This is a genomic window from Mucilaginibacter mallensis, from assembly GCF_900105165.1.
In the GTDB taxonomy this organism is placed as follows: domain Bacteria; phylum Bacteroidota; class Bacteroidia; order Sphingobacteriales; family Sphingobacteriaceae; genus Mucilaginibacter; species Mucilaginibacter mallensis.
Window position 1 is genome coordinate 1,330,495 of the sequence record NZ_LT629740.1, and the last position, 13,208, is coordinate 1,343,702.

The following is a 13,208-nucleotide window of genomic DNA, read 5'->3' on the forward strand; positions in this document are numbered from 1 at the left end:
GGTGGGAGAAATTATAATTATTACTAAACCTTTCCTATTCCTATCAATCCAAAATAAAAATCAAATGTTCAACCAACAATTAAAGTTTGTGTAAATAAACTTATCTTTATTATTAGTTAAAGTTGATTGAATTTTGTGAAATTGCCCAAATCAATTTCAAAATATTGATGTTAAAGAAATAAAGCTACTTTTTTATATGAGATTAGTTGTAGAACGTAAACCCATAAGAGTTAATCCCGATCCTAAACGTGTAATTGCCAGGTTCTTCTTTAATGGGAACGATCGCGCTAAAGAAGTTATTGAACGGGTAATGGAAATAAGTGAGGCAGCAGCATTCAGCATTGTGTCGCCGTTATTGCAGGAATATTCCAAACGCCACCGTAATATTACCCGGGTTTTAAACCGCCATTGCAGCAGGTTAAAACCTCTTTTTTCAGAGCTTAATATTGATTATGATACCTTAACGGTATACCGCAAATTATTGATCGGCTCGTATTTTACGCACGAGTATTCAATCGAGTCGGCGGCATTTTTTAACCCGTCGATAGTTGAGGACCCGGATCAGAGCGAGTTGCAGGAAGGCCAAAAACGGATGATCATCAGCTTCAGGGCCGTGGGCGAGGGGCACATATCATCCATCACCTTCCGCCGTGCTTTGGTTGATCAGAATAATAATATCACGGTTTTACCGGCAGGCAGTTATATTGATGAAGCCGAGATTGTACGCAATGCCGTTTATAATAAAAAACTGTTTTTTGATAAGGCAGTCGCCACCCAAATAAATATTGATGTGTTGAAAGAGTTGGAATCCAAGCTCGATCATCACTTTGAATACTCCAACCTGCGCAGTGCCATCCTCGATTCGCAAAAATTACAGGAAAGTGATATGCAGAAACTGGAGTACGACAAGATACTTTGGCTGGCAGATTCTTATTATGAGATTGTATTTTCACTGGATACGGATATATCCGATCGTGTGATATTCCCGATATCGGAGTATGAGCGCAAGGGAATTGAAGATGCCAGGTTTGTACACTTCAGGCATGATGATGGTACTTCGGTTTATTATGCAACTTACACCGCATACGATGGTGCGCTGATAATGCCGAAACTGCTGCAAACAACCGACTTTTACAACTTTAAAATAATGCCATTATATGGTGCGGGTGCTCAGAACAAAAATCTGGCGCTGTTTCCGCGTAAGATTAATGGCAAATATGTAATGATATCGCGTATTGACGGCTGCAATAACTACATCATGTACTCTGATAAGATCAACATATGGGAAAAGCCTGAGCTGCTGCAAAAACCAAAATTCAACTGGGAGTTTATACAGATAGGTAACTGCGGTTCGCCGATTGAAACCCCAGATGGCTGGGTAATGATAACACATGGTGTAGGCCCTATGCGCAGGTATGTGCTTGGCGCCAGTTTGCTAAAGCTGGATGATCCTGCTATTGAGATAGGCCGACTGCGTGAGCCATTGCTGATACCAAACAGCGAAGAACGTGAAGGTTATGTGCCAAACGTATTATACTCTTGCGGCGCGATAGTGCATAATGGCAAGCTCATTATCCCTTATGGCGTATCCGATTCATCCACAGCATTTGCCGAACTGGATCTGAACGACCTTATCAATAAACTGAAAGAGGATGGCGCCATATCAGCCCAGATTGATGCCGAGGCTGCTGAGAAGAAGAAAAAAGGGGAGAAGGCTGCGGTAGCGGATAACGCGTAGGGAAAATACTGGTCAAGATACTGGTCTAAGTTTAACGCAGCGAACTTAGACCAGTGTATTTTTATGCCTTTTCCAATTCCCTCTTCCTTTTTTGAGGCTCAATAACTATAAAATAAACTGCTGCACCTGTTAGTATAAAGCCTGTGGCACCAACAATGTACTGCCAGTTATTACTGAAAAGAATAAAAAGCCATATAATAATGCCAATAATAGCAGGCAGCGGGTACAGCCACATTTTATAGGGCCTAACATCATCGGGTTTGGTTTTGTGCCAGTAGATAACGCCTATTGACTGCCCCACAAACTGCACGATGATGCGCATGGTAAGTATAGCCTTTATTACATCCGTTAGTTTAAGCAGTAGGCTGAATATAAAACCTATCCCTCCTAAAAACAACAGCGACACATAAGGGAACTGCTTTTTGGGATGAAGCTTCGCGAATATTTTAAAAAAGTTGCCATCCAATGCTGCCGCATAGGGGATACGTGAATAGCCAAGCATTACTGCCAATAACGACGCGCTGGCAATAATCAATACCAACACTGTAGCCAATTTACCTGCAAAAGGGCCATAAATAAGCTCAAAATAAGTGCTGACAATGAAATTTGAGCCTGCTATCTGCTGCCATGGCATCGCACCCGAAACCATGATCTGCATGCCGATGTACAGTATGGCAATGCCGCTTACCGAAATGAAAATACTGCGTGGAATATTTTTCTCCGGATTTTTGATGTCGCCGCCTAAATGGCATACATTGTAATAACCCAGGTAGGAATAAACAGATTGAAGCGATGCTTGGCCTAACCCCACCCAAAATATCGGCGTAAGATCAAAGGCATCTTTACTAAAGCCAAATGCCCATTTAGGATTGAAATTGTGAAATCCCGAACCTATGAGCCACAGGAATGTGCCCCCGGTAATGATCCACAATAACACAGATATTTTGCCTATACTTTTAATATTGCGGTATAATAAAATGGTAACTACGATGACTAACGCCCCGCTCACCATTTTTTGCTGTATACCATTCAGGCTTACCAGGTAGGTAAGGTATTTAGAGAAGCCGATTGCAGCACTGGCTACTACCAATGGCGCTTGTATAATGGTTTGCCATACCAGCAGGAACGACATCATTTTGCCGAACCTGTTCTCGCCATAAACTTTTTGCAGGAAAACATAGCTGCCACCTGCCATTGGCCATTTTGCGCCTAGTTCCGCCCATACCGACCCATCTAAAAATGCAAGCGCCGCCCCTAATAGCCAAGCCAGTACGCATTGTGGTCCCCGCATGGCACCAACAATAAAAGGTATGGTTACAAACGGACCTATGCCCACCATATCGATCATATTGATGGCGGTAGCCTGTGTTAATGATAACCCGCGTTCAAGATGAGTAGAAGTTTCTGCCATGCTTTGTTGTATCAGGATTTAAATATACAATCAAAAAGCGGTATGGCTAATGGTGGAGTGATTTATGACAAAAGGTAGGAAAAAACACTGGTCTAAGTTTAGCGAAGCGAACTTAGACCCAAAACTCACAAAGCATCCTGCTTGTGAAAACAATCAACCCAATATCTGCTGATATAAACCATAATAATCCTCAACCATTTTATCACGCGAGAACTGAGCGTTAGCCCAATCATAGCAATCTTTTCTATTGATATGACTAACCTGAGTAACCGCATCAACGGCTTCATCAATAGTATTCACCAAAAAGCCAGTTTTCTGATCCTGTATTAACTCCGGCATTGAGCCTTTATTGAAGGCGATTACCGGCGTGCCGCAGAGCATGGCTTCGGCTACACTCATGCCAAATGGTTCGTTAAAATTGATAGGATGGAGTAAGGTAGTTGCTTTACCTAATAGCTCTTTCCGTTTATCAGGCCTGGCGTGACCAACGTATATGATCTGATTATTTAATTCAGGTTCTATCTTATCTTTATAATAGCCTTCATCCTGAATGATGCCGGCTATTAATAATTTCTTTTTGCTTTTTTTTGCGATGGCAATGGCTTCGGCGGTGCCTTTATCGTGATGGATTCTGCCGAAATAGAGCAAGTAATCATCGGGCGTAGCCGTAAACTCAAAATCGCGGGTATCCAAGCCATTGTAAACAGTAGCTAAGTATTCCAACTCAGTACTGCGGTCGGCGTTACTGATGGATACGTAATGGCCCATGGAGTTATACTTTTTGTAAACCGGTATTATCCTGGGTGATGAAAAACCATGGATAGTGGTAATTATCGGCGTTTTTATTAATCCTGAATAGGTGAGGGGAAGGAAATCAAAATTGTTATGGATGATATCAAAATCCCCCGCCTTTTCCATCAGGTTGCTGATGTGCAGGCATTCCAATACTTTCGCATCCTGCGATCTGTCCTCTTCATATCCCTGCGCGCAAACAGCATCAAGCTTTCCGGCGGTTATCGAATCGCCGGTTGCAAAAAGCGTTACTTCAACACCTTTTGCAACCAGTCCTTCAGCAATATTTGAAGCTACCTGCTCCCACGGTCCATAATGCCTGGGCGGTGTGCGCCAGGCAACGGGTGATAAAACGGCAACTTTCATTAGCAGATCTCCAAACGCTGGCCCACTTTGTTGTATTCGTATTCCAGCTCAAAGGCTTTTAATACCGTTAAGTGGGATATCAGGTATGCTAAGGTACTTTCGGCACCCTGGTTACGGTTTATACCTGTTGGTAGCAAACCATCGCAGCAGCCCTTGGTTTCGTGGTCATATAAGGGCGCGCGCAGCGTATTTTCACCCAGGAACCATTTATAGCTCAGGAACATTTTCTCGATATACTCCGGCTCACGGAAGATCTGGTACGCCTGGAAATGCATCAACACCATAGCCATGGTTTCAATAGCCTGCTGATCGAAAATAGGGAATTCGCCGCCCTTATAATACCAGCCATCATTACCAACCGGACTTAAATAGCCATTTGCCAGGGTGAGTTTATCAAGGAAAGCCATAGTTTTCATCGCTATCGCCTTTGCTTTTTCGTTACCGGTTATTTCAGCTGAATGTAACAGTGCCAGTGGTAGTATGGCATTGTCATAAGTCATTTTTTCCTCAAACCATTGCCAGTCTTCGGCCTCGTTTCTGTCATAAGCATCTAATAGCGGTTGGGTAAGTACAGCCAGTTCTTTTACCATACCTTCATCCGTAGGGAAAACCTGCAGATACAAGCTCACACCGATAATGGTATTGGCCATGCCCCTTAAATGTTTTAATGCCTTAAAGTGAGGGAACGATTTCTGAAAGATCTCCAGCGCAAACTCACGATAAGAATTGCTTGCAGCGCAGCTGATCAAATAGCCTAAAGCCCAAATGGTACGGCCAAAAGAATCTTCAGAGCCCACTTCATCCAAATATTGCCTGTTAAAGCTCAAAAAGTTACGGAAGTTACCATCATCCGTTTGCATGTAGTGGATGTAGCTCAGGTATACCGGCAACAATTCAAATGCTTCCTTGCTTTTGCTACGTTGATAAGCCATCAATGCCATAATTAAGGCACGTGCATTATCATCCAGACAATAGCCCTCCTTTAAATTAGGGATGCCGTATTTGGCGTGTTGCACTATACCTGTATCGTCAGTTAAGCGTATAACATGCGTTAAGCTGAATTTTGGCAATATCTCCGGGTCAACAATACTGTTGCGCAATATCTTGTCGCTGAAATCGTGCGTGCGACATGATTCCTGGGCTACTTTAATATATTCGGCACCTGTAACCGGCCAGCGTAAGTGCAAGCCGTATTCGTAGGCATTTTCTTTAAGTTCTTTTAATAATCTATCCTGATCTAGCAGTTCGTTTACTATGTCGGCTAAGGCTTCAGTATCTTTAAAATCGAACAGTCGGCCGCGGTTATGGTCAAGTAGTTCTTGTGCATGCCAATATGGGGTTGATACCACTGCCGCGCCTGAACCAACAGCGTATGATAATGTACCGCTGGTGATCTGCGCCTCGTTTAAATATGGAGTGACATAAATTTCGCAGGCGGTAAGGTATTCTACCAATTCCTCCTCGGCCACAAATTTGTTGATGAAAGAAAGATTTTTAGCCACACCCAGTTGCGCGGCTAATGATTTCAGGTGATCCCTGTATTCCTCGCCCGAGTTTTTGATAACGCCGGGGTGCGTGTTGCCCAGCACCACATACATAACATCAGGGTGTTTTTCAACTATTTTGGGGAGTGCCTTTATAACGGTTTCGAGGCCTTTATTGCGGCTTATCAAACCAAAAGTTAATAATACCCTGTGGTTTTTAAACTGCGACAAGCTTTTTATTGGGTTGATCTCCGGTGCTTCAACATCAGGCACGCCATGTTCAATGATCTGGATCTTTTCAGCAGGGATATCATAAATGGTGGTTAAAAACTCAACCGCCCTTTTACTCATCACAATAATTTTTGATGATTGCTCGGCTATTTCACGAATAATAATGCGCTGCACATAGCTGGGTTCCTTTAGTATGGTATGCAGGATAGATATCAGCGGTTTCTCCAGCCTGTTAAGCAATGGAAGAATGTATATACCACTTTCGCCGCCATAAATACCGAACTCATGCTCCATTATACAAACATCAGCCGTGCTGGTATTGATATAATTGGCAGCCCTGATATAGTCCTTTTGGTGGTTTTGACGGATGATATATTTTACTTCTTCAGGATATTCATATTCATGCAAATTTTCCGAATCGTTTAAAGCCACCACAAAACCGCTTTCCAATAAGCTTTTCCGTTTAGGGAAATTGGCATGAATGGCACGCATTAGGTTTTGATTGAACGTGGCAATACCACATTCGCGGGGCGGATAGGTTGAGATGTATGCTATTTTCATATATAGTTAAGAAGTGTGTTTTTTAAATAAAAATTTACGGATAGCTTTCAGATGTATACAGCACTGACTTAAAAAAAGTGCATTCTGACTATAAAAACACTGTTTTAATACACATTTAAGCCGAATTGTGCATTTTCGTGTAACTGGTGCATAAACTATACCAATTTAACCGCTAAGAAAAAAAAGTCAATGCGCATTTATGCCTGATACAGCATAAGATACTGATAATTAGACCGAAAATGAAATTTAAATGAATTAAGAATAATAATCAACAGCCTCTGAAATGATTTCGCAGGCTTTTTTGATTTCGTCGAGGGTGATGATAAGGGGAGGGGCCAGGCGCATGGCATTGCTGCAATGCAAAAACCAATCGGTAATTACACCGTTTTCAATACAACGATCGATGATCTTTTTATTAAGATCGAAGCTTTCCAGTTCAAGGGCGAGCATTAATCCTTTGCCGCGGATCTCTTTTATAGTCGGATGAATCAATGATGCTCTTATTAGTGCTTCCTTGGCGGCAACTTGTTCGCATAATTTTTCATCCAGCAAAACCTCCAGCGCAGCCAAACCTGCCGCGCAGCATACCGGGTGACCGCCAAAGGTGGTGATATGCCCCAGTATAGGGTTCTCCTTTAATGCCGACATGATAGCGTTTGATGAGATGAAAGCGCCTATCGGCATGCCGCCACCTAGAGCCTTTGCCAGCAGCAATATATCGGGTACAATACCAAAATGCTCAAACGCGAAAAGTTTGCCTGTGCGGCCGAATGCGGCTTGTATCTCATCCAGTATCAGTAGCGTGCCTGTTTCATTGCATCGTTTGCGTAGGGCTTGCATGTAGGCTATATCAGGCACACGGATACCTGCCTCGCCCTGCACGGTTTCTATAATAACACAGGCGGTTTGCTCATCAATCAAACTTAGATCATCGGTATTATTAAAATTGATGAACCTAACTCCCGGTAGCAATGGTCGATAAGCCTGTTTAAATTCCTCGTTACCCATAACGCTTAATGCGCCATGCGTACTGCCATGATAAGAATTGTGGCAGGCAATGATATTTGCCCGGCCGGTAAAGCGCTTGGCCAGTTTTAAAGCGCCCTCAACAGCTTCAGCGCCGGAGTTGGTAAAATATACAGATTGAAGATTATCGGGAAGTATGGAAACCAGCTTTTCTGCAAAACGTACCTGCGGCGATTGTACATACTCGCCGTAAACCATCAGGTGCATGTATTTATCTACCTGCTCTTTTATTGCATTGATAACATATGGATTGCTATGCCCAAGGTTGCTTACACCAATGCCGGATATTAGGTCGATGTAGGGTTTACCCTCGTTATCGTACATATAAATGCCTTCGGCCCGTTCAAATTCAAGCAAAAGCGGGAAGTTGGTGGTTTGAGCGTTGTTGGCAAGGAAAAGCTGGCGCAGGGTTAGCATGGCGCAAATTTAAGTCTTTAGTCGCAAGTTCTTAGTCCTAAGTCGATTTATTCTTAATTGATAGTGATTTCAGACTAATTATTGACTTTCCGTTTACGCTCGAAAAATGAGTCGTTTTTAGTTGAAATATCGACTTATTTAGCAACGCCAATATATTTAATATCCTTATTTAGGTTTCCCTGTGATACAAGTAGTCTAACCTTCCCGTTAGTTTTTAAACTATCAGCATTAGCCACATGGAAGCTATTATTCAAAACCCGGCCCTGATAGTTATATTCAACATCAACCTTTACATACCCATTTGTATCTATCAGCTTATGCACAGTTGCAATTACTATAACATTTTTTGAGGAGGTAGATGATTTATTACCGGTTATAAAGAAAGACCACAAAATCATCGTAGCTCCAATTATCATGCAGCCGACAAGAATAGATTTTTTATCCTTTTCCATTCATTAATTAGAAGGGGTGCCGTTGCGTTCGGATAATGAGCGTACCAGTTCATCGTTAAATTCGCGCTCGCTTTTGTACAGCTCGCTAACTTTTTCGGGGGGGAGTATTTTCAGGAACGCGTCCTTAAAACGCATTTTGATGCTTACAATCTCCGAATCGTAGTACAGGTCCTTATTGATCTGATCCGTACCGTTGGCCTGTGCATTGGTATTATTTAGTCGTTTCAGCTTTATCATGTTGAAAAGCTCCTGCTGGTACTCACGGTACAGTGGAAAAAACTTCTTTGCCTGATCGGGAGTAAGATTAAGCTGCTGTTTTAAAAACTTAACCTTTATATTTTCTATCCTGTGTTGTGGATTTTCCTGATTGTTTTGTTGTTGTACTACTACCACCCGCTCGTGATAAGCCGGCCTGCGCTCAAAGCGGGGCGGCACAACAACGCGCATTTGTGCGTACGTAACACTACTAACACATAAAATTAATGCTAAAGCAAAAGTATATTTAAGCAAATTAGTCATTACTGGGTAGCTTCCTTTAAGTCTTGTAAAGCATTGTTTAAACCGTTGTCATTAACAGGGGCACCCTCATCAATAACGGCATGCTGTGTATCATTGGCATCTACATCCTGTTGTAAATAGCTTTGGATATCACTAACCGGTAAGGTTGAGATCTGTTGATGTAAAAAAGAGCTGTTATGCTCGGCAATGGGGTCGGTTACCTGCTTAACAAAAATACCTGTACCAATAACAAGCGCAAAACATGCAGCGGCAGCGTATTTAAACGAGCCCGATGTCAGCATTTTTCTAACAATGCCTTTACGCCTAACTATGTCCTGGTTAACGGTATTATTAAGGATTCTTTTATTCAGTTGGTTAAAGTAATCCGTCGGTACAGTGAATGCTTCCTCTGTTTCGCCCAGCGTTTGTTCAACCAGTATGCATGCAGTAATTTGATCTTGCAGATCGTTAAAATAGTTCTCGGGCACGGCAAAACCGTGCTCATCGGCATTCACCAATTCATCAACAGCAATCTTGCTTTGAATGTTGGCACTTAATTCATCAAAATAATTTTCGGGCACAGTAAAGGCAGGCTCATCTGTACTGGTCTGCTCATCAATAGCTATCCTGCTTTGAATGTTGGCACTTAACTCATCAAAATAATTTTCGGGCACAGCAAAGCCAGGCTTATCTGCCCCGGTCAGTTCATCAATAGCTATCCTGCTTTGGATATTAGCACTTAATTCATCAAAATAATTCTTGGGTACGGTAAACCCCTCAGGGGCACCAGTTTTTAATTCATCTAAATGAATATACGATGTAATCCTTTGCTCCAATCCATCAAAATAGCCGGCAGGCACTGTAAACGGGTTATTTGGGTTAACCTGTTTAAGTGACATGCTGTCATCCAGCCATTCTTTATCTTCCATATCGCTTTTCATATCCTTATATAGATGAAATTTTGATGAAAAGGTTTAATCGTTTTTTAAAATTAATCTTTTGATAATAAAAAGGTCTCAATTTTTTTCACAGCAAGGTGAAAAGATGCCTTTAAAGCGCCTACGCTTGTGCCCAATACCTCTGATATTTCTTCGTATTTCATATCATCGTAATACTTCATGTTAAATACCAGCTTTTGTTTTTCAGGCAGGGTAAGCAGGGCTTCCTGTAACTTTCTTTGCGCCTTATCGCCGTCAAAGTAGCTTGAGTCGGCCAGCGTATCGGCCAGCGAATAGTCTACCTCGTCAAGCGAGATATTATTTTTTGCTTTTTTCTTATTTAAAAAGGTGATGCACTCGTTGGTGGCTATGCGGTACATCCAGGTGTATAGCTGTGCATCGTTACGGAAGCCTAGTAGATTCTTCCACACTTTTATAAACACATCCTGTGCAATATCATCGGCGTCATCATGGTCAATAACCATGCGGCGGATATGCCAGTAAATTTTTTGCTGGTATTTCTTTAGCAGCAGGTTAAAAGCCTCGTTCCGGGTTTTTTCATCCTGGAACTTGCTTAGTATCTCTGCATCATCAACCTGTACCGACATATATAAATATTAGTGAATTCTTGTATTAAATAAGGTATTAAGTGTTTTTGTTTGATATGATCAACTTAATATAAATGCAACCGGACTAAAATAAGTATTATTTATTGGTAACAAATATTTTAGTTTGTGCAAAAAAATTAATTCTCCCCTTCCAATATAACACGACCATCAGGTTTAATTAATTTAATGATCATTGAACCCCTTTTCTTAATCATAGAATCACCTTTTTGTATCCTGTTATGATCAAAATCCCAATTATTGTCACCTAAATACATTTGGTGCTTTCTAATTATGATTGTTGCTTTTCCCTTTTCATCGTATGTTACACTGTCAACCGGGCCATTAAATTGATAACCGTGATCTATTAAATTAGCTTTATGGGTAAGATAAACCATAGTAAATATAAAAATTACAACTATTGGTATAATTACTCTTAAAATCCATCTATCAGCCAAAGCCTTAGGGGATATTTCATTAAAAGGTGAATTGATGGACATAAATACTTAGTTTACACCAAATCCAACACCTGCTGTGATGAATTCTGTGTATCCACCTTATTAATCACATGGCTGATCACACCCTCTCCATTAATAATAAAGGTGGTGCGTACGGTACCCATATATTTTTTGCCATACATGTTCTTCTCTGCCCAAACGCCGTAGGCTTCAACTATGCTTTTGTCCTCATCGGCAATAAGCGGGAAAGGCAGGCTGTATTTGGTCTCGAATTTTTTGTGCGATTTTTCATCATCGGTGCTCACGCCAATAACCTGAAAACCTTTGCTTAGCAACGATTGATAGTTATCGCGGAAACTGCAGGCCTCAGCGGTACAGCCAGGGGTATCATCTTTTGGATAAAAATACAGAATTACTGTTTTACCTTTAAAATCAGCTAAGGAAACGGTATTCCCATTTTGATCCTTTGCGGTAAATTTCGGGGCTTTATCGCCATCTTTAAGTGTTGCCATAATTATCTGTAAAAATCTGCTTTATAGGTTGAACTGTTGTCTTTCTGATCGGTAACGGTTAATTCAAAGGTATGTTTGCCATGCGAAAGATTATCATCAAAGGTATAACTAAGTACTTTACTTTTAAAATCCCAAGCCATTAAAACCCACTGCCCGTCGATATAGCCCAAATAGGTTTTTATGCCCGACAGGTTATCGCTCATCCGCATAAAAATAGCCTTTTTACCAGCCATATTAGCGCCGTTCAAAATATTTATCGGGCTGATGTGCGGCGGTACGGTATCCAGCTTAATATAAAACTCGCCGAATGATTTTGGCTGGCATTTAATGTAGCCATCTTCATAAACACCACCCTCGCATACGCCATTGTTTACAATAACCGCTTTGTTGGCATAGCGGCCGATGGTGCTGTCGGGTTTTATCCACAGGTCGTAGCTGTCGTTTATAGAAGTATAGCGATCGCCGAACTTGTAGGTTGCTGAAAATGCGCCTGGTTTTCTGGGCAACATTGTAAAAATAAGATCAACATTATCATATAAATTTCCTGCCGGGATGTTGATCTTAATCTTATCGGTATTGTATTGATTAGCCTGATCGTAATGGAAAAGCGTGCCTGTTGGTTTATAAGCAACAACAGGGGCGACTTTGCCGGTTGATTTTACTTTAAAACTTAATGTTGATGCATTACCTGCTATATCCTTCACCACATATTCAATATCATGTAATGAATCATCGGTAAAACTAACTACACCACGGTTGATGGATTGCGGATACAGGGTGATCTTACTGCCAGGCAGGATAAAGCACTTTTGTATAAAGCGACCCGAATTTAAAAACTCAGGGAAATCGATATAAGCGTTTATGGCATGTGTCTGGTCGAATGCGAACCGCTCTGCAGCAAAGGTGAAAACGGTTTTGCCATCAACCTTAAGTTCGATAGAGTAAACACCATTATGATTTACTGAGGTGTTATTCTCATCATAAGCGCTTATGCCAAAGCCAACATCGCCATTTATGGTGATCAGATGCGGTTTTAGCAGGCGGTAATGTCCGTTTGCACCTACTACGGGCAAAAGCTCGCGATTTGTTTTTTCGTTGAATGGAGCGCCGGTAAAACGATAAATGCAGGCAGTACCTAAGATAGGTGGTTTATTATCCGGTATGGTTAAGCCAAATAATGAGGGATTGATAGTTTGCTCGGTTTGCGTATCCCTGATCTCGAAGTGCAGGTGCGGCCCTGCAACACCGCCTGTATGCCCGGATAAGGCAACAACCTGACCTTTTGTTACCGGCATTTGCAGCGGCAGCAGGTTAAAATCTACAATATCGCATTTGCTTTGTACCTGGTAGTCATGTACTAGTTTTGCAATCTCCGGACTAAAGCTTTGCAAATGGCCATATACCGTTGTATAGCCATTAGGATGTGTAATATATACGGCATTACCAAAGCCGCCAAACTGTACCCGCAGGCGCGATACAAAGCCATCGGCAGCCGCGTGCACGGGGTAGCCATCGCGCTGGTTGGTCCTGAAATCGAGGCCAGAGTGGAAGTGATTTGGCCTCAGCTCGGCAAATGAGCCGGCTGTTGCAGGCGGCAGATCAAGCGGGTAGCGGAAGTAGTCGGTTGGGTATTGTTTGGTTTGTACAATATCCTGCGCATAAGCAGCACATAAAAAGCCCACAAACAGTAGGATGGAAGCAAGAAGTTTTTTTACCATG

At 41.9% G+C, this 13,208-nt stretch carries 12 protein-coding genes; 1 reads left to right on the forward strand and 11 read right to left on the reverse strand.

Features of this window, described 5'->3' with window-relative positions; genetic code table 11:
* Window positions 1-196 precede the first annotated feature (196 nt).
* Window positions 197-1,738, forward strand: a complete 1,542-nt coding sequence (locus BLU33_RS05500) for a glycoside hydrolase family 130 protein (RefSeq protein ID WP_091370138.1) — start codon at window positions 197-199, stop codon at window positions 1,736-1,738.
* A gap of 61 nt (window positions 1,739-1,799) precedes the next feature.
* Here the strand turns inward: BLU33_RS05500 and BLU33_RS05505 are convergent, their stop codons facing one another.
* From BLU33_RS05505 to BLU33_RS05555, 11 genes are all read right to left on the reverse strand, one after another.
* Complete coding sequence (locus BLU33_RS05505) at window positions 1,800-3,149, reverse strand: APC family permease (protein ID WP_091370140.1); 1,350 nt, start codon at window positions 3,147-3,149, stop codon at window positions 1,800-1,802.
* 153 nt (window positions 3,150-3,302) lie between these two features.
* Entirely contained in the window at window positions 3,303-4,307 is a 1,005-nt protein-coding gene (locus BLU33_RS05510; protein ID WP_091370142.1) for a glycosyltransferase family 4 protein, read from the reverse strand.
* Window positions 4,307-6,583, reverse strand: coding sequence for a glycosyltransferase family 4 protein (locus tag BLU33_RS05515; RefSeq protein ID WP_091370144.1), 2,277 nt, complete (start codon window positions 6,581-6,583; stop codon window positions 4,307-4,309). The genes BLU33_RS05510 and BLU33_RS05515 overlap by 1 nt, the downstream gene beginning before the upstream one ends.
* 255 nt (window positions 6,584-6,838) lie before the next feature.
* Window positions 6,839-8,026 carry an aspartate aminotransferase family protein gene (locus BLU33_RS05520; RefSeq protein WP_091370146.1) on the reverse strand — a complete coding sequence of 396 codons (1,188 nt, stop codon included), beginning with the start codon at window positions 8,024-8,026 and terminating at the stop codon, window positions 6,839-6,841.
* Window positions 8,027-8,160: 134 nt separating this feature from the next.
* Window positions 8,161-8,478 carry a hypothetical protein gene (locus BLU33_RS05525; protein WP_091370148.1) on the reverse strand — a complete coding sequence of 106 codons (318 nt, stop codon included), beginning with the start codon at window positions 8,476-8,478 and terminating at the stop codon, window positions 8,161-8,163.
* A gap of 3 nt (window positions 8,479-8,481) precedes the next feature.
* Complete coding sequence (locus tag BLU33_RS05530) at window positions 8,482-8,997, reverse strand: hypothetical protein (RefSeq protein WP_091370151.1); 516 nt, start codon at window positions 8,995-8,997, stop codon at window positions 8,482-8,484.
* Complete coding sequence (locus BLU33_RS05535; protein ID WP_091370154.1) at window positions 8,997-9,917, reverse strand: hypothetical protein; 921 nt, start codon at window positions 9,915-9,917, stop codon at window positions 8,997-8,999. The genes BLU33_RS05530 and BLU33_RS05535 overlap by 1 nt, the downstream gene beginning before the upstream one ends.
* A 50-nt stretch (window positions 9,918-9,967) precedes the next feature.
* Window positions 9,968-10,522 carry an RNA polymerase sigma factor gene (locus BLU33_RS05540; protein ID WP_091370156.1) on the reverse strand — a complete coding sequence of 185 codons (555 nt, stop codon included), beginning with the start codon at window positions 10,520-10,522 and terminating at the stop codon, window positions 9,968-9,970.
* Between the two features lie 137 nt (window positions 10,523-10,659).
* A complete protein-coding gene (locus tag BLU33_RS05545) occupies window positions 10,660-11,019 on the reverse strand; it encodes a hypothetical protein (protein WP_091370158.1) in 360 nt (119 codons plus the stop codon).
* Between the two features lie 11 nt (window positions 11,020-11,030).
* Window positions 11,031-11,489, reverse strand: coding sequence for a thioredoxin-dependent thiol peroxidase (gene bcp / locus BLU33_RS05550; protein WP_091370160.1), 459 nt, complete (start codon window positions 11,487-11,489; stop codon window positions 11,031-11,033).
* Between the two features lie 2 nt (window positions 11,490-11,491).
* Window positions 11,492-13,207, reverse strand: coding sequence for a M23 family metallopeptidase (locus BLU33_RS05555; protein WP_091370163.1), 1,716 nt, complete (start codon window positions 13,205-13,207; stop codon window positions 11,492-11,494).
* Between the last annotated feature and the right edge of the window lies 1 nt (window position 13,208).